The 24,132-nt window shown below is 50.7% G+C and carries 24 protein-coding genes and 1 pseudogene; 12 read left to right on the forward strand and 13 right to left on the reverse strand.

Going from position 1 to position 24,132, the window contains the following annotated elements:
* The first annotated feature begins 161 nt into the window (after positions 1-161).
* From AC6IB1_RS13300 to AC6IB1_RS13335, 8 genes are all read left to right on the forward strand, one after another.
* Positions 162-1,313 carry a methyltransferase gene (locus AC6IB1_RS13300; RefSeq protein ID WP_497567053.1) on the forward strand — a complete coding sequence of 384 codons (1,152 nt, stop codon included), beginning with the start codon at positions 162-164 and terminating at the stop codon, positions 1,311-1,313.
* Positions 1,314-1,316: 3 nt separating this feature from the next.
* Positions 1,317-1,889 (forward strand): YajG family lipoprotein, encoded by a 573-nt coding sequence (locus tag AC6IB1_RS13305; protein WP_497567054.1) that lies wholly within the window; start codon positions 1,317-1,319, stop codon positions 1,887-1,889.
* A complete protein-coding gene (locus AC6IB1_RS13310; RefSeq protein WP_497567055.1) occupies positions 1,889-2,458 on the forward strand; it encodes a peptidylprolyl isomerase in 570 nt (189 codons plus the stop codon). The genes AC6IB1_RS13305 and AC6IB1_RS13310 overlap by 1 nt, the downstream gene beginning before the upstream one ends.
* A gap of 13 nt (positions 2,459-2,471) precedes the next feature.
* Complete coding sequence (locus AC6IB1_RS13315; protein WP_497567056.1) at positions 2,472-2,837, forward strand: hypothetical protein; 366 nt, start codon at positions 2,472-2,474, stop codon at positions 2,835-2,837.
* A gap of 48 nt (positions 2,838-2,885) precedes the next feature.
* Entirely contained in the window at positions 2,886-4,280 is a 1,395-nt protein-coding gene (locus AC6IB1_RS13320) for an AmpG family muropeptide MFS transporter (protein WP_497567057.1), read from the forward strand.
* Positions 4,281-4,536: 256 nt separating this feature from the next.
* Positions 4,537-5,352 (forward strand): nucleoside-specific channel-forming Tsx family protein, encoded by an 816-nt coding sequence (locus tag AC6IB1_RS13325; RefSeq protein WP_497567058.1) that lies wholly within the window; start codon positions 4,537-4,539, stop codon positions 5,350-5,352.
* A 125-nt stretch (positions 5,353-5,477) separates the two neighbouring features.
* Positions 5,478-6,368: a 2-dehydropantoate 2-reductase gene (locus tag AC6IB1_RS13330; RefSeq protein WP_497567059.1), complete on the forward strand. Its 891-nt coding sequence runs from the start codon at positions 5,478-5,480 to the stop codon at positions 6,366-6,368.
* A complete protein-coding gene (locus AC6IB1_RS13335; protein WP_497567060.1) occupies positions 6,355-6,954 on the forward strand; it encodes a DJ-1 family glyoxalase III in 600 nt (199 codons plus the stop codon). Before AC6IB1_RS13330 ends, AC6IB1_RS13335 begins: the two co-directional genes overlap by 14 nt.
* A 139-nt stretch (positions 6,955-7,093) precedes the next feature.
* Here AC6IB1_RS13335 and thiI read toward each other — a convergent pair whose 3' ends face one another.
* From thiI to pomA, 3 genes are all read right to left on the reverse strand, one after another.
* Entirely contained in the window at positions 7,094-8,542 is a 1,449-nt protein-coding gene (thiI, locus tag AC6IB1_RS13340; RefSeq protein ID WP_497567061.1) for a tRNA uracil 4-sulfurtransferase ThiI, read from the reverse strand.
* 140 nt (positions 8,543-8,682) lie between these two features.
* Entirely contained in the window at positions 8,683-9,612 is a 930-nt protein-coding gene (locus AC6IB1_RS13345) for a flagellar motor protein MotB (RefSeq protein ID WP_005503725.1), read from the reverse strand.
* A 10-nt stretch (positions 9,613-9,622) separates the two neighbouring features.
* Positions 9,623-10,384: a flagellar motor protein PomA gene (gene pomA, locus AC6IB1_RS13350; RefSeq protein WP_497567062.1), complete on the reverse strand. Its 762-nt coding sequence runs from the start codon at positions 10,382-10,384 to the stop codon at positions 9,623-9,625.
* A gap of 390 nt (positions 10,385-10,774) precedes the next feature.
* Here pomA and xseB point away from each other — a divergent pair, with 390 nt between their 5' ends.
* Genes xseB through dxs form a run of 3 tightly spaced genes read left to right on the forward strand, consistent with a single transcriptional unit; the run spans position 10,775 to position 13,802 of the window.
* Positions 10,775-11,020 (forward strand): exodeoxyribonuclease VII small subunit, encoded by a 246-nt coding sequence (xseB, locus tag AC6IB1_RS13355; RefSeq protein WP_497567063.1) that lies wholly within the window; start codon positions 10,775-10,777, stop codon positions 11,018-11,020.
* Entirely contained in the window at positions 11,013-11,912 is a 900-nt protein-coding gene (gene ispA / locus AC6IB1_RS13360) for a (2E,6E)-farnesyl diphosphate synthase (protein ID WP_497567064.1), read from the forward strand. The genes xseB and ispA overlap by 8 nt, the downstream gene beginning before the upstream one ends.
* A 24-nt stretch (positions 11,913-11,936) precedes the next feature.
* Entirely contained in the window at positions 11,937-13,802 is a 1,866-nt protein-coding gene (dxs, locus tag AC6IB1_RS13365; protein WP_497567065.1) for a 1-deoxy-D-xylulose-5-phosphate synthase, read from the forward strand.
* A gap of 22 nt (positions 13,803-13,824) precedes the next feature.
* On the opposite strand, the gene pgpA is transcribed toward dxs, so the two are convergent.
* From pgpA to glyA, 9 genes and pseudogenes are all read right to left on the reverse strand, one after another.
* Positions 13,825-14,313 carry a phosphatidylglycerophosphatase A gene (pgpA, locus tag AC6IB1_RS13370; protein WP_497567066.1) on the reverse strand — a complete coding sequence of 163 codons (489 nt, stop codon included), beginning with the start codon at positions 14,311-14,313 and terminating at the stop codon, positions 13,825-13,827.
* A gap of 3 nt (positions 14,314-14,316) precedes the next feature.
* Complete coding sequence (thiL, locus tag AC6IB1_RS13375) at positions 14,317-15,288, reverse strand: thiamine-phosphate kinase (protein WP_497567067.1); 972 nt, start codon at positions 15,286-15,288, stop codon at positions 14,317-14,319.
* 56 nt (positions 15,289-15,344) lie between these two features.
* Positions 15,345-15,800: a transcription antitermination factor NusB gene (gene nusB, locus AC6IB1_RS13380; protein ID WP_005503734.1), complete on the reverse strand. Its 456-nt coding sequence runs from the start codon at positions 15,798-15,800 to the stop codon at positions 15,345-15,347.
* Positions 15,801-15,812: 12 nt separating this feature from the next.
* Positions 15,813-16,283: a 6,7-dimethyl-8-ribityllumazine synthase gene (gene ribH / locus AC6IB1_RS13385; protein ID WP_005503735.1), complete on the reverse strand. Its 471-nt coding sequence runs from the start codon at positions 16,281-16,283 to the stop codon at positions 15,813-15,815.
* Positions 16,284-16,452: 169 nt separating this feature from the next.
* A pseudogene (ribBA, locus tag AC6IB1_RS13390) lies at positions 16,453-17,561 on the reverse strand (bifunctional 3,4-dihydroxy-2-butanone-4-phosphate synthase/GTP cyclohydrolase II).
* A 34-nt stretch (positions 17,562-17,595) separates the two neighbouring features.
* On the reverse strand, positions 17,596-18,258 hold the full coding sequence (locus AC6IB1_RS13395; protein WP_497567068.1) for a riboflavin synthase: 663 nt from the start codon (positions 18,256-18,258) through the stop codon (positions 17,596-17,598).
* 18 nt (positions 18,259-18,276) lie between these two features.
* On the reverse strand, positions 18,277-19,398 hold the full coding sequence (gene ribD, locus AC6IB1_RS13400) for a bifunctional diaminohydroxyphosphoribosylaminopyrimidine deaminase/5-amino-6-(5-phosphoribosylamino)uracil reductase RibD (protein WP_497567069.1): 1,122 nt from the start codon (positions 19,396-19,398) through the stop codon (positions 18,277-18,279).
* 8 nt (positions 19,399-19,406) lie between these two features.
* Positions 19,407-19,856: a transcriptional regulator NrdR gene (gene nrdR, locus AC6IB1_RS13405; protein ID WP_005503739.1), complete on the reverse strand. Its 450-nt coding sequence runs from the start codon at positions 19,854-19,856 to the stop codon at positions 19,407-19,409.
* A 120-nt stretch (positions 19,857-19,976) separates the two neighbouring features.
* A complete protein-coding gene (gene glyA, locus AC6IB1_RS13410; RefSeq protein WP_497567070.1) occupies positions 19,977-21,227 on the reverse strand; it encodes a serine hydroxymethyltransferase in 1,251 nt (416 codons plus the stop codon).
* A 542-nt stretch (positions 21,228-21,769) separates the two neighbouring features.
* On the opposite strand from glyA, the gene AC6IB1_RS13415 reads away from it, so the two are divergent.
* Complete coding sequence (locus tag AC6IB1_RS13415; protein ID WP_050778546.1) at positions 21,770-22,339, forward strand: DUF6198 family protein; 570 nt, start codon at positions 21,770-21,772, stop codon at positions 22,337-22,339.
* Positions 22,340-22,559: 220 nt separating this feature from the next.
* On the opposite strand, the gene der is transcribed toward AC6IB1_RS13415, so the two are convergent.
* Complete coding sequence (gene der, locus AC6IB1_RS13420; RefSeq protein WP_497567071.1) at positions 22,560-24,065, reverse strand: ribosome biogenesis GTPase Der; 1,506 nt, start codon at positions 24,063-24,065, stop codon at positions 22,560-22,562.
* Positions 24,066-24,132: the final 67 nt, after the last annotated feature.

Raw genomic sequence — 24,132 nt, forward strand, 5'->3', positions numbered from 1 at the left:
CACGTATTCAAATCAAGGCATACAGTTATGACCTATCAAGAAGCCAGGCTCAAGCAAGTTATGACAAATAAATGCTTCGACAGTCTGCATCTTGCGTCTTTTTCAGTATATTATCCGCGCCAATATACGCTATTCTCGCAAGCAATTCGCTGATACTTCCCATGAAAACAACATTAGAACTAGGCGGTAAGATATTTTCTTTGCGCCGCTACCCCATTCAGAAAAACGAGACTCTGCAAGCATGGGATGCGGCAGATGAATACCTGATACAGCAGCTAGAAGATTCAGATCTCCCCAAAGGGGCGCACATCCTTATCCTCAATGATGGATTTGGTGCATTAAGTTGCTGGGCGGCAGCAAGAGACTACCGGGTCACAACCATGAGTGACTCACACCTCTCTCACCTCAGCCTCAACGCTAACCTCAAGGAAAACAACCTGTCCGGCGTTACTTTTCTTTCATCCATGGAAACACTACCGACCGATGCGGACATTGTGGTCATGAAGCTACCAAAGAACAATCGGTTCTTAGTGTGGCAATTACAACAAATCGCCTTGCATGGTGCGATGAGTGTACAGGTTATCGCCGGTGCAAAAGTGAAAGATATTCATACATCAACACTTAAACTTTTTGAGAAGCACCTTGGTGCAACGCACACTTCCCTGGCGAAGAAAAAAGCCCGTCTGATTTTTTGCAGCAAGGAAAAGCAACTTGATGCAGCACCAATAGAAACCACCTCCTTTGAAGTTCCTGATTTTGGAATGACACTTCACAACCACGCCAATGTCTTCTCATCAGAAAGCCTGGATATTGCCGCATACTTAATGTTGAAGCACATTCCAGCATCTCCAGAGATAAAACACATTATCGATTTGGGTTGCGGTAACGGAGTGTTATCAGTAGAAGCCGCCCGGCGTAACCCGCAAGCTACTATTACATCTGTGGATGAAAGCCATATGGCTGTCGCCTCCACCACAACCAATTTGCTCAGCCATGGGATTGAACCTGCGCGCATACATTGTAAGGTGAATAATTGTCTAGACGGCTTTCATAAAGACAGTGCCGACCTTGTATTGTGTAATCCGCCGTTTCATCAAATGAATACGGTGACAGATCACATCGCCTGGCAAATGTTTTGTGATGCCAGACGGGTTCTTGAGCCCAAGGGACGCATTGTGGTGATTGGTAACCGTCACCTCGGCTATCATGCTAAATTGAAACGTCTTTTTGGTAATGCGCAAGTCATTGCTTCTAACCGTAAGTTTGTTATTGTCGAAGCTTATAAACAGCCTGATTTAAAAGGGATGCATTAACTCATGAAAAAACTTCTGCTTGTTTCCGGACTGGTCCTGGGCCTGAGTGCTTGCTCATCACCCCGTGAACCCCAGTTAACAATCGCACCACGACCTGCGATTTTATCGGTGCCAGTGGCACAAAGTAAACCTGTAACGGTGGAAAGCCGCGACCTGCGAACTGCCCAGTTTGTCGCCGTGGTAGACAATGGCCGCAAGAATGTCCAACCAATTCAGGCTACGTCAAATGTACGCGTTGTGCTGGAAGATGCACTGATCCGACAACTTAACGCCCAAGGCTATAAAGTGGTGGCGGACAGCAAAGGCAAACTGCGTATGGATCTGCTTGATGCATTAGTAAAAGTGGATCACAGCGTGTTCTCACATACCATGAGCACCAACGTACAAATCCAGTTGGTGGCAGAAAACGGCCAGCATAAATTTGTGAAACGCTATACCGGGAAGTCCACTACTGAAGGGGCGACCAGTGCATCGGTTGAAGACATGGAGCTGGCCCTGAACAGCCTGCTTGAAGCCGTACTTCAGGATATTGCCCGTGACCAGCAACTGATGACCTTCATGAACGAGAACTTCTGATGAACACCTTCTTCAAAACGATACTTGTTACTGCTTCCCTGTTTGCGGCCAATACCATGGCCGCCAACCCAGTTGTCAGTGTTAAAACCAGTGTCGGCGATTTCACACTGGAGCTGTACCCGGAAAAAGCGCCCAAAACCGTCGAAAACTTTCTTAAGTATGTGGAAGATGGCAGTTATGTCGGTACCCAGTTTCACCGAGTGATCCCAGGTTTTGTCGCTCAGGGTGGTGGCTACGATGCCTCCTTCCACCCTCGCCCTAACACCTATGGCGAGATCATAAACGAATCGAAAAACGGCCTTGGTAACGAACGGGGCACGATTGCCATGGCACGCCGACAAGCACCAGATTCAGCGACACGCCAGTTCTTCATTAACCTCGAAAATAACAGTAACCTGAATGGCAATAGCTATAAATATGGCTATACCGTTTTTGGGAAAGTCATTGAAGGGTTTAACACCGTCGAGAAGATGGCAAAGGTTAAAACCGTCACAGTACCGGAAACGCGCATGCGTGATGTCCCCCAGCAACCTATACTTATCGAGAAGATTATCATTACCAGTAAGTAGCAGGCTGAAAGGGATGCTAAAACTCGTTGTAGACAACACCGAACAGCACCACAACGAACTCGTCGGAGAGCATGTTAAAACGCATGCCCCGGCGTTTGCTGCACAAGTTATCCGTTTTATCCTACGACAATCCTCCTATGAAGAGCTCAACACCGCCTGCCGCAATCAGTTTCTTGAATGGTGGAAATCGTCGCTTCCCAGTGGTTCCCCCGATGATGATTATGAATCGGTATACTGGTATTTGGTCTACCTCATCGAATCCCGCCGTGAAGACGAATTAATTGGCAACCGGTTTGTGTACCGACGTCTCAAAGAATGCGCTTGTTATTTGATCAACAAAGGAAAACTCCCACACTTTGCACGTGGTATTCGCCCCTGAAGCACGGTAGCATTGTTTACCTTACATCAATAACAAGGGCGTCGCTCCATGTCCCAACTTTCCACTCCTTCCTGGCGAGAAACACTGACCAGTTATCTTGACCGCAGGCTTCTTTGGGTGTTTCTCCTCGGTTGCGCGAGCGGCTTCCCATGGCTTTTGATTGGCTCAAACATGTCCGGCTGGCTCAAGGACGCAGGTCTCACCCGAACAGCGATTGGCCTGTTTGGTTCGATTTTTGCTGTTTATGCCATTAACTGGATGTGGGCCCCTCTGATTGACCGAGTAAAACTACCTGTGCTTCACCGTACCTTAGGCCAGCGCCGCAGTTGGATCTTGTTGATGCAGGTGATCATGCTGGTCTGTACCCTGTTTATTGCCAATACTGACCCCTCGTTTAACCTTTGGCTGACGTCCATGTTTGCTCTCACTATCGCCTTGGCCTCAGCCACTCAGGACATTGCTATTGATGCATTCCGTATCGACAGTTTTGGAGAACAGGAAAAATCCAAGATGCCCCAGGCGGCAGCTATGGCAGTGATGGGTTGGTGGACCGGTTACAGCCTGCCGGGCTATTTTGCCTTTATCAATGCCGACACTATCGGTTGGAACGGCGTCTATTACGGAATGGCGGCCTTTATTGGGCTTCTGATCCTGTTTACACTGTTTGTTGGAGAGCCAGATTCGAAACGGGACAAACTCCAGGCGGAAGCAGAATCCCGCTATGCCAGGCGTTTGAATCAGGGCGAAAACAGTATTCTCGTGTGGTTTTCTGTCACCATTGTGGAACCTTTTGCCGAGTTTTTCCGGCGCAATGGTATCAAAGTCGCACTTACCCTGCTTCTGTTTGTCTTCCTGTTTAAAGTTGGTGAAGCCTTCCTTGGGCGCATGTCTATTGTCTTCTACAAAGAAGTGGGATTCAGTAATGAACAAATTGGCCAATACTCCAAACTGATCGGTTGGGGAGCGACTGTTGCTTTCACCTTGATTGGCAGCGCGATAAATGTTCGCTTTGGCGTAGTGAAAGGACTGTTGATTGGTGGCATCGCGATGGCAGCCAGCAACCTGATGTTTGCCCTGATGGCACACGTAGGGCCGAATGAAAACCTGTTCCTTGCCACCATTATTGTTGATAATTTCACCAGCGCCTTCGCCACCATTGCTTTTGTCTCCTTCCTGACCTTCCTGACCGGACGGGCATTTTCAGCAACACAATATGCACTTTTGGCCTCTCTCGGTAACCTTGGTCGAACCACGCTTTCGTCATTCAGCGGGTCATTGGTTGACTGGATTGAGCAGTTTGAGTGGATACACAAGGTAAGCTGGCTCGATCCCTGGTCTTTCTTTTTTATCCTCACCACCATAATGGTGCTCCCAAGCCTTGCCATGATTATCGGGCTCAGAAAGCACTTTAAAATGCTTCAGGATAGGCAAGAGACCGCCTAACTTCTGTTTAATCCGCGACCAATGTCGCGGATTATTCACACATATTCTGTTTAAACCCTTTCCCGGATCATCTTTTAAAACATTCATCTCGAATGTAATCCATTTCAAAGAGATCAAAATCACAATCGGAAAATGATTTCAGTTTCATTGCATTTTCTTTTTTGAACTTTTCCATAAAATAGCGCTCGTTCCGGCGGAGGTCCAACCAATGAATGTCTTTGCCACTCCTTTCTCACGATATAAAGAGAACAGAAAAATGCGTAAATCACTTCTCGCTCTAGGTCTAATGGCTGCTACTTCTGCCCCAGCAATGGCTGCTGATTACTCAGACGGAGACATCCACAAGAATGATTTCAAATTCCTGCAGTTCAACCTGATGGCTGCGGTCAACGAAAAAGGCACGACTGAGTCAACTCACGACTATCTTGAAATGGAATTCGGTGGCCGCTCAGGTATCTTCGACCTGTACGGTTATGTCGATGTATTTAACCTGACTTCTGATCCAGGCAGTGATAAAGCTGGCGCCGAGAAAATGTTCATGAAGTTTGCACCACGTGCTTCTCTGGATGCAATGACCGGCGTTGATCTGTCATTTGGCCCAGTTCAGGAACTGTTTGTTGCTTCTGTCGTTGAATGGGGTGGTAACAGCGGTGTCAACACACAAAAGATCGGTCTGGGTTCAAACGTTGAACTGCCTTGGTTTGGTACTGTTGGCCTGAACGCCTACGCAACTTACGACAGCAATAATAAAGACTGGAACGGTTACCAAGTTTCTACTAACTGGTTTAAACCTTTCTACTTCTTCGACAACGGTTCATTCATTTCTTACCAGGGTTACATTGATTACCAGTTTGGTATGAAAGAAGAGCTAGGTGCAACTGCAAGCCACGGTGGCGCGATGTTTAACGGTATCTACTGGCACTCAGATCGCTACGCTGTTGGCTATGGCCTGAAGGCCTACCACAATGTTTACGGTTTTGAAGATGGCGTAGCACTGCCATTTGGCCCTAATTCACCAATTGCAGAGTCTTCAGGCATTGGCCACTACTTCGCCGTGACTTATAAGTTCTAATTGCTGAACGTATATTGAGTATAAATGATAAAGGCAGTCCCAAAGGCTGCCTTTTTGCTGTTTCCCATTCGGTTACCCACGCAGCAATGGTATGCTTTCAGCACGTAACCAATAAAGGAAGAAACATGCGTTTTACGCTTGTCGGTGCCGGTGCGATCGGCTCGTTGTGGGGACTCAAGCTGTTTGAAGCTGGCCATCAGGTCCATGTTGTCACCCGCAAGGACGTCTCTAAGGTTGCGCTTGGTTTCGAACATCAAAACCTCCACACTTTTCCCGCCAACCGACCCGTACTTATCGAGGAAAGTGATTGCCTCTTGGTATGTGTAAAAGCCTTTCAGGTTAATGATGCCATCCAACTCGTAAAATGCCATCTGCACCCTGACACCCCCGTTATACTGATGCACAACGGCATGGGGGCCGCGGCGGTAGCACTGGAGTTGCTCAGACATAATCCCCTGTTACTCGCGACCACGTCACACGGCAGCCTGAGACTCACTGAATCATGGATCCGCCATACCGGGCTCGGTGAAACACGGCTTGGGGGGATCAACACAACCGGCAAGCAATGCAGGTTTATGGCGGACGTGTTCAACTACGCCCTTGCCCCGTGCTACTGGGAAACGAATATCCAAACGGCACTTTGGAATAAACTTGCCGTCAATTGTATGATCAACCCCATCACGGCGCTGCATCAATGCAAAAATGGTGCACTGCTTTCAGATCACCGACAAACGCAGCTCACAAGATTAAGTGATGAAATCGCCAAGGTGATGCTGGCCGAAGGCTTAGCAACATCACCGGAAGAGGTTTTACAGAAGGCACTACAAGTGGCAAAAGCAACAGCGGAAAACCATTCTTCAATGAACCGGGATGTACACTTTAAGCGTCGCTCAGAAATTGACTTTATTACCGGCTACCTTATCAGCCGCGCAGAATTCCACGATATTGCGGTCCCGGAAAACCGGGCGCTGTATCAAGCAATCAAAGATCTGGAGCAATCCTATGATAACGCCTAGCATATTGGTCTGCCTGGCACCGGGCATAGAAGAAATCGAAGCGGTGACCGTCATTGATGTGATGGTCAGGGCAGGTTTTAACGTCACTACCGCAAGCGCTGCCGAAGACGGGCAACTGACCCTCACCTGTTCCCGTGGGGTGAAACTGACAGCTGATATTCCACTGGTCAACGTGGCCGATGACGAGTTTGACTGTATTGTGATCCCCGGTGGTGTCGAGGGTGCAACGCGATTGGGAGAAAGTGCTCTGGTGGTTGAAATGATCCGCCAACAGCAATGCGACCGAAAATGGGTTGCAGCGATTTGTGCCGCCCCGGCGTTGGTGATAGAAAAGAACAAACTGTTCCCAGATGCTTATAAAACCTGTCACCCAGCCTTTATCGACTGCATTCCGGCAGAAAAACAAAACAGCCGCCGGGTATTTACCGACCATGACCATAAGCTCATCACCAGTCAGGGCCCAGGTACAGCCTTAGAGTTTGCGGTAGAAATCGTGTACCAACTGGCAGGAAAAGACAAAGCCCGTGAAGTGGTGGAACCGATGGTGATCATCCCAAACCTTCACTATGAGAAGAAATTTGCATAGCGAGATGCGAGCTGATTTCACAGCAAATCACTGCATTCAAGCCTGTCGACTATCCATTCTCTGAGAAACGAAAAAACCGACCTAAGAAGGTCGGTTTTTGGCATCTCAAGCCTCGTCACGGCTCGCTCTGGTATCGGCCTTACGGGCGATAAACCTTGACGTTGGCATAGCCATTTTCCTGCAGGTAAAGCGCCTGCAACCGGCTCATCACACCTCGTTCACAATAGAGCAGGTAAGTTTTACTCTGGTCAAGATCACCGAATTGGGTTGCCAGTTTGAAGAAAGGAATGTGAACCACTTCCGCGCCGTCGATTTCCAGCGGGTTGTCATCTTCTTCTTCCGGGCTGCGGATATCCAGCACCACGGCATCCTTGGCGATTTCATCCACCAATTCAACTTCGGGTGCCTTTTCTTTGCTCTGTTTTTCAATATCACGGATATCGATGATACGTGCGTCGTAAACCACCTTCTCCAGAATGCTGAAATCGAACTTGGCTTCTTCCGCTTCCAGCTTCTCTTTCACCGCTTTCACGGTCGGTTTGCGTGAAATCACGCCACAGTATTCCGGCATGGTTTTGGCAAAGTCTTCGGTACCAATTTCACGGGCCAGATTAATGATGTCCTCTTTATCCCAGTTGATCAGCGGTCGCAGGATCAGGGTGTCAGACACATTGTCGATATGGCGCAGGTTAGTCAGGGTCTGGCTGGAGACCTGGCCCAGTGCTTCACCGGTAACCAGCGCCTGGATGCCAAACTTCTCCGCCAGCATGGAGGCGGCGCGCATAAACATGCGCTTGAGGATCACACCCATCTGGCCGTCATCCACTTTCTCCAGAATTTCTGCCACTACCGGCTCGAAATCGACGCTGACAAATTTCACCTTGGCAGAAGAGCCGTACTTCTCCCACAGATAATAAGCGGTTTGTTGCACGCCAATCTCATGCGCTGCACCGCCCAGATTAAAGAAGCAGTAATGTACCTTGCTGCCACGTTTAATGTGCAAGTAGCTAGATACCCCTGAGTCAAAACCGCCCGAGATCAGGCTAAGCACATCTTCCTGAGTCCCCAGAGGAAAACCACCCAGACCTTTATGACGCTGGCGTACAACGTTCACCTTTTCACGGTCAACTTCCAGGTTAACGGTGACTTCAGGGTTCCGCAGCTGAACACGGGCAGATTCCACACTCTGGTTCAGGCCCCCACCGACATAGCGCTCAACATCAATCGACGTGAAGTCATGAGAGCCACGGCGTTTAACGCGCACGCAGAAACTTTTACCTTCAATCTGTTCGCGTACCGCAGGCAACACAATTTCATAGATGCTGTGCAAGTCAGTAAAAGGGGTTTGCTCTACTTCCAGAACATGGTGAATACCGGGCGTTGCCGTCAGCACGCTGAGTGCAATATCTCGCTCAGCATCATCTTTGAGCGAAACCTCGATATGGTCACGACGGTTGAATACCGCCATCGCGTCTGACTTTCGCTTAAGAATATTTCGGATGTTACATTCCAGAATTTTCGTGAAGCGCTTCCGTACAGATTCACTTTTAACCATCACCTCAGGGTGAATTTTGACGATAAATTTCATAACAGGTTTCGCTGCGGCTCTTACAAAGGCGCGGATTATACCTCAAGCAGGCAGTATGCGAAATAACCCCACATTACATGCAAAAAGGCAGTGCCGTTGCACTGCCTTATCTTTCTGAGGGTTAACTTAAAATAGCAGTATTAATTTTCCTGAATAGGTGCGACTGGCGCATTGGTTGACAACTCATCAGACTCACGGGCCTTACCCTGCATGATGGCAATCTCTACCCGTCGGTTCTGTGCACGGTTTTCCGGTGTGTCGTTAGGCACACGTGGCGATGACCCTGCCAAACCTTCAACGCGCATGCGCATCGGATCGAAGCCTTCGACCTTTTCCATCTCCTGAGCCACAGACACAGCGCGTTGTGCGGATAAATCCCAGTTTGAGCGGTAAAGCTCCGAGTCTAGCGGCGAGTCATCCGTGTGGCCGGAAACGCGAACTATTCCCGGCACATCTTTCACCAAATCGGCAATCTGGCGTACTAATGGCCGGAATTTAGGTTGCAAGAACGCAGAGCCCGCTGGGAAAGCACCATTTTCACGGATGCGGATAATCAGTTGCTGACCCAGATTTTCAACCTCTACGGCCCCTTCTTCCACTTCTCGTTCGAGCGCCTGTACCACCATCTGAGCGACACTGGACATCTGTTCGGTATCCTGTTCCATCTCTTGCATGGAGGCTTCACTGGCTGCTGACCCTCCCTCCAGTTCAGCAGAATCACGTTGTGCACCACCAGCGCGATCTGATTCTCCTTCCTGAAAATCGAGGGTACGCTGAGTCATATCGATGGTTTGTTGCATGATCACTTCAATCGGTGTCGGCTCCGGCCGTCCTGGGCGGAATTCTTGTGCAATCACGCTGGTTCCTTTCGGGATGTCTTTTACTTCGAGCAGATTTTGTACACCAAACGCAAATTTCATCGAGCCTGCAATCTGCTTAAACTTCAGAACATCCATTTCCGAGAAGGAAAGCAAAAGTACAAAGAAGCACATCAACAATGACATCAGGTCGGCGAATGTTCCCATCCAGGCTGGCAAGCCGGGGGGGGGACATTTGCATTCTTCATCCATACCTGACTCCTTATCCGTCTACGTCAACAGAGCGTTTCTTCTCGTTGAGGTAGTTCTTCAGATAGCCGTCAATAACGCGTGGATTCTGGCCGTCCTGAATCGCCAGCAAACCATCCATGATCAACCGGCGGTTCATTTTTTCCTGATCTTTACGCAAGCGGAGTTTATTGGCGATGGGAATAGCGACCATGTTGGCGAGCATGGCGCCATACAAGGTGGTCAACAAGGCGACAGCCATTGCAGGGCCAATGGCCTTCGGATCATCCATATTCGACAGCATGGCAACCAGACCTATCAGGGTACCGATCATCCCCATGGCGGGTGCAACATCCGCCAGTGCCGTATAGAATTGCGCGCCGGCATCATGGCGTTCATCGGTCATGGTAATGTCTTTTTGCAAGGTCATTTTCACCACTTCCGCATCGTGGCCATCCACCAGCATATCCACCCCTTTTTTCATGAAGGTGTTTGGCACTTCCATCTCTTCCAAGGCCAAAAAACCCCCTTTACGCGCAGCGTCTGCCATTTCAACAATTTTGGCAATCAGGTCTTCCGGATCGTCAGCTTTGAACATGAACGCCTTGCCGGCGATTTTAAATGCCCCAAAAAACTGGCTGAGGGTGTAGTTCATCAACACAACAAACAAACTGCCGCCGAAAACAATCAGGGTAGATGGAATATCTACGAACATACTGATGGTGCCACCAAGCAACATCGCCATCACGATGAAGGCAAAGGCGCCCAAAATGCCTATGAGTGTCGCCAGATCCACAGAACGATCCCCTTAAAATTTTTCCAGCCAGAAGAGTCGGATACCTAAACAGTATGTAGGTATAGGTATCAATGAATTCGCTACCTGCCTTTCCGTTAACGGCAGCAACAGCGATAGATTTAGCGCATCTCTTAGATTTTATACGTAACTCTTCTCAAGGTACGGATTTATGTCTCAAGTTTAAGTCCAATATCCGGTTTCGTGAATTCTATAGCGGCTAACCCTTGGCAGTCAGAGACATGTCACCGACAGAAACACAGACAAAAATCAAGCCGAAATCGTCGAAAGCCCGGGAAAATCTCCCCGGCAGCGCAGATTTTCACTCAAGCGTTTGACCCCTAACAGGCGCTGAGTTAACTTCTCCCGCATTCTGATAACTCTGGGATTATCATGGCTGCAAAAAAACCTGAAAACATGAACTTTGAGGAAACCCTCAAAGAGCTGGACACGATTGTTAATGGCCTTGAAAGTGGTGACCTGCCTCTGGACACAGCGCTGAAACAGTTTGAACGCGGAATTTCTCTCGCGCGTCAAGGACAGAAGACCCTGTCCGATGCAGAGCAGCGCGTCGAAATCCTGCTTGCACAAGACGACAATGCTCCCCTGGAACCTTTTGAAGATACGCGCGATGAGTGATACCGCCCTAACCTCCACTCTTCTTCATTACCAAACGCGAAACAATGACAAGCTGGCCTACTGGCTTGCCTCACTCGGGCATCAGGAACAACCGCTAGTTCAAGCCATGAAGCACGGCGCCCTGCTTGGCGGAAAACGGGTACGGCCGTTTTTGACCTACATGACCGGAAAGCTGTTTGGTGCACCTGACGAGGCACTGGATACCCCAGCCGCTGCCGTCGAGTGCATCCATGCCTACTCGTTAATCCATGACGATCTTCCAGCCATGGATAACGATGATCTGCGCCGTGGCCAGCCGACCTGCCACGTGGCATTCGATGAAGCCAGCGCCATTCTTGCAGGTGACGCGCTGCAAACTCTGGCGTTTACCATTCTGGCTGAAGGTGATCTCTCACCAGAAGGTGAGGCGTACCGAATCCAGATGGTCAAAGAACTAGCGGCCGCTTCCGGTGCCGCGGGTATGTGTCTGGGTCAGGCGCTCGATTTGTCTGCTGAAGGCAAAAAGGTCGATGTGGACACACTGGAAACCATCCATCGCAATAAAACCGGTGCCCTGATCCGCTGCGCCGTGAGACTCGGGGCATTGGCTGCCGGTAAACAAGGTGCCACATACCTTTCACAACTGGATACCTTCTCCAACGCCATTGGCCTTGCGTTTCAGGTGCAAGATGACATTCTTGACATCATCAGTGACACGGAAACACTTGGAAAACCGCAAGGTTCCGACATCGCAGCGGAGAAAAGCACCTACCCTGCACTGTTGGGGCTGGAGGGCGCGCAACAGAAAGCAATGCTTCTTTATCAAGAAGCACTACAAGCGCTGGATGCAATCCCCTACAATACAGAGCAATTGGAAATGTTCGCCCGGTATATCATCGAGCGCAAGAATTAAAATAAGCAGCGCCAAAACGAATTTATGACTCTCGATATAGCAAAATATCCAACGCTCGCGTTGGCAAACACGCCTGACGAACTCAGATCGTTGCCCCGCGACGTCCTGCCAAAGCTGTGCGACGAACTTAGAACCTATCTCCTCAACTCAGTTAGCCATTCCAGTGGCCACTTTGCATCTGGTCTTGGTGCGGTCGAACTGACCGTGGCGCTTCACTATGTGTATAACACGCCATTTGATCACCTGATCTGGGATGTCGGCCATCAGGCGTACCCTCACAAGATCCTGACCGGCCGCCGCGAAAAGCTGCCGACTATCCGCCAAAAAGGCGGTCTTCACCCCTTCCCGTGGCGCGAAGAAAGCGAATATGACGTGCTTTCTGTTGGCCATAGCTCAACCTCTATCAGTGCAGGACTGGGGTTGGCGATTGCGGCGGCAAAAGAAGGCCGTGACCGTAAAGTGGTCAGCGTTATCGGCGATGGCGCTATTACCGCAGGCATGGCATTTGAAGCCATGAACCACGCCGGAGATGTACATGCGGATATGCTGGTTATCCTCAACGACAACGAAATGTCGATTTCGGAAAACGTAGGCGCCCTGAACAACCATCTGGCACAGTTGCTCTCCGGCAATTTCTATACCTCAATCCGTGAAGGCGGCAAAAAAGTGCTGTCTGGCGCACCGCCAATCAAAGAGCTGGTTCGCCGTGCCGAGGAGCACCTCAAAGGGATGGTGGTTCCGGGTACCCTGTTCGAAGAGCTGGGCTTTAATTACATCGGCCCCGTCGACGGCCATGATGTGGAGGAGCTGGTCAAGACCATCAAGAACATGCGAAACCTCAAAGGCCCGCAATTTCTACATGTAATGACCAAAAAGGGCAAAGGCTACGCACCAGCAGAGAAAGACCCGATTGGCTATCACGCCGTGCCTAAATTCAACCCAGCAGAGCACACTCTTCCTAAATCGCAATCTTCTGGGCCTACTTTCTCACAGGTATTTGGGGATTGGCTGTGCGACATGGCAGCGGAAGATGACAAGCTTCTCGCCATCACTCCAGCCATGCGTGAAGGCTCAGGTATGGTGAGATTTTCGAAAGCCTTCCCTGACCGCTACTTTGATGTGGCTATCGCTGAACAACATGCCGTGACACTCGGAACGGGGATGGCCATTGGTGGCTACCATCCTGTCGTCGCCATTTATTCCACTTTCCTTCAACGGGGCTACGACCAGCTTATCCATGATGTTGCCATCATGAACTTGCCGGTGATGTTTGCTATCGACCGCGGGGGGCTTGTCGGCGCTGATGGTCAGACCCATCAGGGCGCGTTCGATCTCAGCTTTATGCGCTGTATCCCTAATATGGTGATCATGGCCCCAAGCGACGAAAACGAGTGCCGCCAGATGCTTTATACCGGCCATCTCCACCAAGGTCCGAGTGCAGTGCGTTATCCCCGAGGCACAGGCTGTGGTGCGACAGTAGAAAAAACCATGACTGCACTCCCTATCGGCAAAGGTATACTGCGTCGCCAGGGAGAGACAATCGCCATCCTGAACTTCGGCACCATGATGCCCTACGCCATGGAGGCAGCAGAAAAGCTCAACGCCACCGTCGCAGACATGCGTTTTGTGAAGCCCTTGGATGAAGCCTTGATTGATGAGCTGGCTGCAACCCACGACGTGCTGGTGACCGTAGAAGAAAACGCCATTTCGGGCGGTGCGGGATCAGGGGTCATTGAATACCTGATGAAATCCCGTCAAATCAAACCGGTGTTGCAAATTGGTCTGCCGGATAAATTTATCCACCAAGGCACCCAACAAGAGTTGCACGCCGAGCTGGAAATCGACGGAAAAGGCATTGAAGCACAAATCCGCCGTTACCTTGCCAACTAAACTACCTTAAAACAACGGCGCCTCAGGCGCCGTTTAACCAACGAATCCCGGCCCACAACACCAACATCGACATCACACCGGCCACGATGTCATCCAGCATAATGCCGAGCCCACCGTGAACTTTCTTGTCCAGCCAACTGATTGGCCACGGCTTCACCATGTCAAAAAAGCGGAAAATCACAAAACCGGCCAGTACCACCTGCCAGTCTGCTGACGGCACCAGTAACATGGTGATCCAAAAGCCGACAAACTCATCCCAGACAATGCCACCATGATCGTGAACCCCCATGTCTGATGATGTTCGCCCACAAAGGAAAATACCCGCTAATGCCCCGATCACCACCGCCACAGGCAGCGCCCAGCTCGACAGGGAAATGAAAAGAAAATAAAAAGGCACCGCAGCCAGAGTTCCCACCGTGCCCGGCACCCAGGGCGAAAGACCGGCACCAAACCCCGTCGCTAACAAGTGCACCGGATTGCCCAAACGGATTTTTTTAATTGGATTATCCATACATCACTCTGAAAAATGATCCCAACCATTCAGTGGCCAATCGACAGCTTTCCCCTGCCACATGACGGTCACCCCTTCACCGTGACGAAGCTGCCCAATACAGCTGACGGGCGTGTTGGTGTGGGAAAGTGCAGCATCCACCGCCCCGCGGTGACTTTCCGGTACGGTAAAGCAAAGCTCATACTCTTCACCGCTGCACAGCGCCATTTTTGCCGCGGCTTCTGCACTGCCGGTGAAGGCCAGCAGTTCATCTGAGACAGGAATCGCATCGGCATGAATCACCGCCGACACACCACTGGCTTTCAAAATATGGCGCAGATCGGCCACCAGACCATCAGAGATATCAAGCCCAGAAGAGGCAATTCCACGCAGTGCCTGCCCAGCCAGAACCCGGGGTTCAGAGTAATAGTGACGGTGCAACAAGGTATTTTCCACGTCATTTCTCGGCGCATTGCCGTTTAAAATCACGGCCAGCCCTGCCGCACTGTCACCGAGTTTACCCGTGACATACAGCCAGTCGCCGGCTTTTGCGGTATCACGGCGTATTGCCTTACCCGATGGCACAAATCCCTGAAGGGTTACCGTGATACTGAGCGGCCCTTTAGTGGTATCACCACCGACTAACTGTACCTGATAGTATTCAGCCAACTTGTAGAACCCCTCACAGAAAGCCGCGATCCAGGATTCATTGGATTCAGGCAGTGTCAGGGCAAGGGAACACCAGGCAGGTATTGCCCCCATCGCAGCCAGATCGCTGAGATTAGACGCCAGTGCTTTATGCGCCACCATCACCGGGTCAGCATCTGCCAAAAAGTGATTGCCGGCGACCAGGGTGTCCGTGGTAACCACCAACTGGCAGTTTTCCGGGACAGTGATCAGCGCAGCATCGTCACCAATGCCCAAGTCCACATCGCGGCGCGTGACAGGCTGCGACTTAAAGTAACGGTTTATCAATTCAAATTCGTTACCGGCCATGATTCTTTCCTAAGAAAAAAGGCCAGCGAGGCCGGCCTTTCAAATCCTAATATCGATTACTTTTTACGCAGCGTTGGTACTGCTTTGTCCAGCACACCGTTCACAAACTTGTGGCTGTCTTCCGCACCAAAACGCTTCGCCAGTTCAATCGCTTCGTTGATAACAACTTTGTAAGGAACGTCTTCACGCTTGCACAGTTCATACATAGACAGGCGAAGAATTGCGTGCTCCATTTCATCCAAATCCTGTAGGGGACGGGACAGATAAGGACGCATTTTGCTATCCAGTTCCTGGTAGTTCAGCACAACACCAGACAGCAGATCGCGGAAGTATTCCACATCCGTTTCTGGTTGACGCAGACGTGGTTCCTCTGCCTGGTGCTCTTCTTCTTCATAGTTATCTGCAGCAAGGAACTGCGCTTCGATATCAGCAACGTTGTCTTTCGTCAGTTGCCAAGAGTAAATGGCTTGCAATGCAAAATGGCGCGCATTGCGCCTTGCGGCTGGTTTCACGATAACCCCCGTTTAGGATTCGATTTGGGACAGTACGTTTACCATTTCAAGCGCGCTTAGTGCAGCCTCTGCCCCTTTATTACCAGCCTTGGTACCCGCGCGTTCGATGGCTTGTTCAATGGTATCTACGGTCAGCACGCCAAATGCCACAGGCGTATCAAACTCCAGTGCAACCTGTGCCAGACCTTTGTTACATTCTCCGGCCACATAGTCAAAGTGTGGCGTACCGCCTCGGATCACTGATCCCAGCGCGATAATAGCGTCGTAGCGGCCGCTTTTTGCAACACGTTGCGCCACCAGTGGCAACTCATAAGCACCTGGGCAACGTACTACGGTAATATTATCTTCACTTACCTGGCCCTGACGCTTCAGTGCATCAATAGCACCTTCCAGCAGACTTTCGTTAATGAAGCTGTTGAAACGGGAGATAACGATTGCAACTTGCGCATTGGGTGCTGCGAACGCACCTTCAATTACCTTCATGGGCCTTCCTGTGACGTATTTTATCCGGATTGAGAAACTGCGGGATTCTATCACACTTTTCTGCAAAGCCGCCAGCGATTAAACCTTGCGGGCAGGTGATTCAGGCCCATGCCTGTTTAGAAAGAAAAACGCTGCGGAGGGCTACATTTCCCTTGCGTCAGGTTTTCGTTTAGTCGACAACGTATTCAACCACTTTAAGGCCAAACCCCGAGAGCGCGTGGTAGCGTTTGTTGGCCGATGACAACAGGCGCATATCGGTAACATCGAGATCTGCCAGGATTTGTGAACCTACACCGACTCGACGGCTGGTGCCCTGCCATTTCGCTGCTGCTGGCTGCTCGCCCTTATCCTGGGCTTCAAAACGGCGAACCTTGTCGATGATCGACGCAGACGATTCTTCTTTACCCAAGATCACCAGCACCCCGCCTTCGGCATTGATGCGCTTCATCGCATCACTGAGTGACCAACTGCGCTCGGCAGAGCGGTCGGAGTGCAGCAAATCGGTAAAGGTATCCTGAAGGTGAACCCGCACCAGCGTCGGTTGGTTATTCACTTCCCCTTTGCGCAGCGCATAATGCACCTGATTGTCGATGGTGTCGCGGTAAGTGATAAGGTCAAACTCACCAAATTCTGTCGGCAGCTTACATTCCGCCACACGCTCAATCGTGGTCTCGTTGTTATTACGGTACTCAATCAAATCCGCAATAGTGCCAAGCTTGATACCATGTTTCTCGCCGAATTTTTCCAGATCCGAGCGACGCGCCATGGTGCCATCTTCATTCAGGATTTCGACAATGACTGCGGCAGGGGAATATCCGCCAAGGCGTGCCAGATCGCAGCCTGCTTCCGTATGGCCTGCCCGGGTCAGCACACCACCGTCCTGAGCCATTAATGGGAAGATATGTCCCGGCTGTACCAGATCAGCGGCTACCGCATCCGGTGCAACCGCCGCTTCCACAGTGCGGGCACGGTCTGCCGCTGAAATGCCGGTCGTTACCCCCTCGCAGCCTCTATCGACACAGTGAATGCAGTGGAATGCTGAGCATTGTTTTCCCTTACCATCAACGGCAACCCGAGGCGCTGGCAGCACTCCTTGGTCATGGTGAGACAAATCAGGCCCCGTCCATACGTCGCCATAAAATTAATGGCCTCCGGCGTGACCCGTTCGGCGGCGATAATGATGTCACCTTCATTTTCACGGTCTTCATCGTCCATCAGGATGACCATTTTGCCCTGACGGATATCTTCAATGATCTCTTCTGCGCTGCTGATTGGCATCGTTCTGTCCCTGTTTTTACCGTTTTCAGTTCGGTCATCTCAAAAAGCCCGACTCAGCGAGCTTTGCCATGGTCAAACCGCTTGCACCCGATTGTTGTGCAGCGCGATCGCCCATCATAAGTCGTTCCAGATAGCGGGCAATCACATCCACTTCAATGTTGACCTGATGCCCGATAGTGAAACCTTCGATGGTGGTTTCCAGTGCCGTGTGCGGCACGATGGTCAGTTTAAAGCGGTTGCCATCTACCGCGTTGATGGTCAGGCTGATGCCATCAATGGTCACTGAACCTTTTTCAGCCAGGTATTTGGCAAGCCCTGCCGGGGCTTCCAGCCAAAACTCAATGGCCCGTCCGGCTTGGGTACGGGAAACCACTGTAGCCACCCCATCAACATGGCCAGACACCATGTGACCGCCAAAGCGTGTGGTGGGTAACATGGCTTTTTCCAGGTTTACTTTGTGGCCCGCTTTGTACGTTGCAAAGGCAGTACGCTTGAGCGTTTCCCCTGACAAGTCTGCCACATAACCATTACCTGTCAGTGCAACAACCGTCAGACAGACACCGTTGGTAGCAATACTGTCACCCAGCTTCACGTCAGACAAATCCAGCTTCCCGCTATCGACGGTCAGTGAAATATCACCGCCTTTAGGGGTGATTTTCTGGATATGGCCAACCGCTTCGATAATTCCTGTAAACATAATTTTTCGCTTCCAATATCAGTCGGGCTGCGGCTTTTGCATGTGAAACCGCACATCGTCGCCAATCCGGGTGACGTCAGTCAACGTAAAGGTTGGCACCTGACTCATACTGGTCAACCCTTCAAGCTTGACCAAACCCCGGCTGTCACTGCCCATCAGTTTAGGTGCCTGATAGACAATCACTTCATCCACCAGACCGGCATTGAGCAAACTCCCCGCCAACGTCGCACCCGCCTCAACCCAGATGTGATGAATGCCCTTCGCCACCAGCGCACGCAATGTGCTATTAAGATTCAGGTGTCCGTCTTGTTGTTCAACGGTCAGTACCGTAACTGACTCATTCGCAGATGGCTTATCATCTTTTGCCGTCACGATAATGACATCCCCATCGAGCGAAAACAGCCTTGCGCTTTCACTGACCTTTCTGTGGGTATCTAAAATCACACGGACCGGCTGGCGTACATCATCCTGTCGATACATAGACTTTACCGTTTCCGGCAGTTGCGCCCAGCGTACATTCAGGGACGGGTTGTCATCCAATACCGTCTGGCTGGTCGAGAGAATCGCCCCCGCCTGTGCCCGGAACACCTGAACGTCGGCACGGGCTTCTGCCCCGGTGATCCACTGACTCTGTCCATTGGCCAATGCAGTGCGGCCATCAATGCTGGAAGCCAGCTTTAACTGGACATATGGCAAGCCAGTTTTCATCACTTTGATAAAACCGGGATTAAGTGCTTCTGCCTGTGCCTGCATCAAGCCGACATCGACCTGAATGCCTGCATCGCGCATGCGCTGAATACCGCGCCCGGCCACCTTCGGATTGGGATCAACCATGGAACAAACCACACGGCTGACTCCGGCGGCAATCAGTGCATCTGCACAGGGAGGAGTGCGGCCATGATGGGAGCAGGGCTCCAGGGTAACATAGGCAGTTGCGCCGCAGGCTTTCTCGCCAGCGGCGCGTAAAGCATAGACTTCTGCATGAGGCTCACCGGCCCGGAAGTGAAAACCCTCACCGACAATATCATCCCCCTGGGTGATCACACAGCCAACGTTTGGGTTAGGGGCGGTGGTATAAATGCCGCGTTTTGCCAGTTCAATGGCCCGCAGCATCATTTGGGAATCAAAAATTGAGAACATGTAACCGCTTATTTTTCCAGGCGGGCAATTTCTTCACCGAAATCCCGGATATCTTCAAAGCTGTGATAGACGGATGCAAAACGGATATAAGCCACTTTATCGAGCTCTTTCAGCGCGTCCATCACCAGGTTGCCTACCAGCGTTGATGACACCTCACGTTCACCCGTCGCCCGAATTGTCGATTTGATGGCGTTGATCGCCTTTTCTATATCGTCGGTGCTTACCGGTCGCTTTTCCAATGCCCGCTGGATACCGCCACGCAGTTTATCTTCGTTGAATGGCTCACGGTTACCATTGGTTTTGATGATACGCGGCATCACCAGCTCTGCTGTTTCAAACGTGGTATAACGTTCACTACAGGCTAAACACTGGCGACGACGACGCACTTGGTGACCGTCAGCGACCAGCCGTGAATCAATGACTTTGGTGTCATTCGCACCACAAAATGGACAGTGCATCTCGCCTCCTTAAACAATAGGTAAACAGTGTACCTGATTTGCAGACCTGATAAACCGCGAAAGTGGTGAAAACAGGTATAAAAAAAGCACCCGAAGGTGCTTTTTTAAACCAAACACAGATTATGCATATACTGGCAGGCGTTTACAGATTTCCAGTACCTTGGCTTTGGTCGCTTCGATAACGTCTGGGTTGTCGATGTTATCCAGCACGTCACACATCCAGTTCGCCAGTGCTTTCGCATCGTCTTGGGTAAAACCACGGCGGGTGATTGCCGGTGTACCCACGCGGATACCCGAGGTCACAAACGGGCTTCGTGGATCGTTTGGCACGCTGTTTTTATTGACGGTAATGTTCGCTGCACCCAGTGCGGCGTCTGCATCTTTACCTGTGATGTTCTTGTCGATCAGGTCAACCAGGAAAAGGTGGTTTTCCGTGCCATTAGAAACAATCTTATAGCCGCGCTCCTGGAACTGACTCACCATTGCTTTGGCGTTATCAACAACGCGCTGCTGGTACGCCTTGAATTCTGGCTCCATCGCTTCTTTGAATGCCACCGCCTTCGCCGCGATAACGTGCATCAGAGGACCACCCTGACCACCCGGGAATACGGCAGAATTGAGTTTTTTGTACATTTCCTCACCCGCGTTCGACAAGATTAGGCCACCACGTGGACCCGCCAGGGTTTTGTGGGTCGTCGTTGTCACAACGTGAGCGTGAGGGATTGGTGTTGGGTATACACCCGCAGCAATCAGGCCTGCAACGTGTGCCATGTCTACAAACAGGTATGCGCCCACTTTGTCCGCGATTTCACGCATACGTGCCCAGTCAACGATTTGGGAATACGCAGAGAAGCCACCGATGATCATCTTAGGCTTGTGTTCCAGCGCCAATGCTTCCATTTCGTCATAGTTGATCTGGCCTGCTTCATCAATGCCGTAAGGGATGACATTGTAGTGCTTGCCAGAGAAGTTAACCGGTGAACCGTGTGTCAGGTGACCACCATGTGCCAGGCTCATCCCCAGAACCGTGTCACCCGGTTGAAGGAGTGCCATATAAACCGCGCTGTTTGCCTGTGAGCCAGAGTGAGGCTGCACATTTGCGTATTCGCAGCCAAACAGCTGGCAGGCACGCTCAATCGCCAGTGCTTCGGCTTTGTCTACGTATTCACAACCGCCATAGTAACGCTTGCCTGGATAACCTTCCGCATACTTGTTAGTCAGTTGGGAACCTTGCGCTTCCATTACGCGAGGGCTGGTGTAGTTTTCTGACGCGATGAGCTCAATGTGCTCTTCCTGACGCGCAGTTTCTTCCTGGATCGCGGCAAACAGCTCCGGATCGTAATCAGCGATGTTCATGTCACGCTTTAGCATCTGTATCTCCTGACTCAGATAGTTCCCTGGGTACCAAGTTGACCAGATAACTCGTGGAGGCAAATTACCGGGTCAACCTGGTTGGGTTGATTTTTACCACATCGAAAACACCAGTATCCATGCGGACGCAAACGTTTTCGTCATTAACTTATTAATGGTAGCAATTTTACAAAATTTGTTGCGCAACAGGTAGTAGCAATCACATTTTTTTTGCCTGATCGGACATGGTCTTTTCTCATTCCAATCATGAACTGAATTCACGTTGACCTGTGTCACATGTTGCCACACTCGCCAATTTTTGGCGTGCCGGTGCTATTTTCAAACGCTGTAAACCCGCCATATTTACACACCGTACGCACTTGCTGACACAGGTACAAACCCCAGTTAACACGACCTCTTTCGCCAGCAACAGAATCTCATTAAGATGCCTTGCTTTTTATTTTCAATTACCGTTGGTTGCGTCATTATCAAATGTAAAAACGCCACCTATTTCAGGAGTTATTTCATTGAATCACCAACCCCGACACTCACCATTTGAAGACATGGTTGCTATCTTGTCTGGCGCGTTCGTTGTGGCGCAGGGTGTTTATTTTCTCCAGCAAGCAGGGCTGCTCACAGGCGGTACGACAGGTCTGGCCCTTTTGATCACCCAATTTACAGATCTCTCTTTCGGTACGCTGTACTTCCTGTTTAACATACCTTTCTACGTGATGGGGTGGCAGCGTTTTGGTGCCCAGTTTGCACTTCGCAGTGTCTTAGCTGGCGGCATGGTGTCATTGATTGTCGACCATATCTCACACGTGTTCACTATCGGGTGGCTACAACCCCTTTACTGCGGCCTGATTGGTGGTCTGCTGATGGGGGTGGGGATGCTAATGATCTTCCGTCACAACGCGAGCCTTGGCGGCTTCAATGTGCTGGCACTGTATTGTCAGGATAAATTTGGTATCCGTGCCGGTAACGTACAGATGGGAATCGACATTACCATCCTGCTGGCCTCTTTTTTCTACGTATCCCCCTGGCTTCTCGCTTGTTCTGTCGTTGGTGCCTTTGTTCTGAATTTGGTGTTAGCCATGAATCACAGGCCCGACCGTTATGTAGTGTGCTATTAAATGCATCAACAACAGCCGCGGGAAAAGTGCACACAAGGTTACGGCTGGATAACGAGTAGAGAGGACGGCAAAGTCATCGGCATCAATGCGCCCACATAAAAAATGCCCTCAGTCCTTGATGTACTGAGGGCATTATTCACTCTCTAAGTAAGGTCTTCAACGGATCCGGGTCTTAACTGTTCAGTATCTGCCCTGAAGTATATTGACACCTATCCGTGAACTATGACTTCTTACCGCGATTTTTCACCATATCCATCAATCGCTTGCGTTGACGTGCCTGAGAAATGGTCAGCTTCTCTTTCTTGCCCTCAAACGGGTTCTCACTATTCTGGAACTGGATGCGGATCGGTGTTCCCATGATTTCCAGTGATTTACGGTAGTAGTTCATCAGATAGCGTTTGTATGAATCTGGCAGTTCACGTACCAGGTTACCGTGGATCACGATAATCGGCGGGTTGTAACCACCCGCGTGTGCATATTTCAGCTTCACGCGTCGGCCACGGATCATCGGAGGCTGATGATCATCCTGCGCCATCTTCATAATACGGGTCAGCATGGAGGTGCTGATACGCCGGGTCGCTGACTCATAGGCTTCCTGAATTGACTCAAACAGGTGGCCCACACCAGTGCCGTGCAGCGCAGAGATAAAGTGGATTCGGGCAAAGTCCACAAAACCAAGACGGCGGTCAAGCTCCGACTTCACACGCTCTTTGACGTCGCTGTCCAGACCGTCCCACTTGTTCACCGCGATAACGATTGAACGGCCAGCGTTCAATGCAAAACCCAGCAGGCTCAAATCCTGATCGGAAATGTTCTCCCGCGCATCGATAACCAGAAGCACAACGTTTGCATCTTCAATCGCTTTCAGTGTCTGGACGACCGAGAACTTCTCCACTTTGTCATTCACGCGCTTACGGCGACGGACACCCGCAGTATCAATAATGACGTACTCGCGACCATCACGTTCCATTGGAATATAAATAGAATCGCGCGTGGTCCCCGGCATGTCATAGACCACCACCCTCTCTTCACCCAGAATGCGGTTGGTCAGCGTTGATTTACCCACATTAGGGCGGCCAATGATACTGAATTTAATCGGCAGGTTACGCAGACGCTCCAACGCAGATTCCGCATCTTCTTCCGTCAGATCTTTCTCGTCTTTGTCATCGTCCTGCTCACCGGTAAGGTCAACCAGGCCTTCTTTTCCGTCACCTTCCTCATTACCGGCCAATTCTTCGGCAAACGGTTTCAGGGCGCGGTCAATCAATGCCAGTACACCACGGCCATGAGCCGCTGCAATCTGGTACATCTCTTCCATACCCAATTGCCAAAACTCCGCACTGGCAGCATCCGGATCAATACCGTCAACTTTGTTTACCACCAAGAACGTTTTCTTCTGGCGACTACGAAGGTGCTGGGCAATCGCTTCATCGGCAACAGTCAGGCCTGCGCGGCCATCCACCATAAACAGCACCACATCTGCTTCTTCAATTGCAGCGAGCGACTGTTCTGCCATTTTGGTTTCCACACCCTCTTCGGTGCCATCAATACCGCCGGTGTCAACAACAATAAACTCGTGTTCACCCAGTAACGCTTTTCCGTACTTACGATCCCTGGTCAAACCTGGAAAATCGGCAACGAGCGCATCGCGCGTCCTTGTCAGCCGGTTAAAGAGTGTCGACTTCCCCACATTAGGACGCCCAACCAGGGCTACGACAGGAATCATACTGACCTCTTAACATCTCAAATTCATTAATAACAGCGGCTCCTGACCTATCAGGTTCAGGAGCCGA

Source organism: Grimontia sp. THUN1695 (assembly GCF_059704325.2).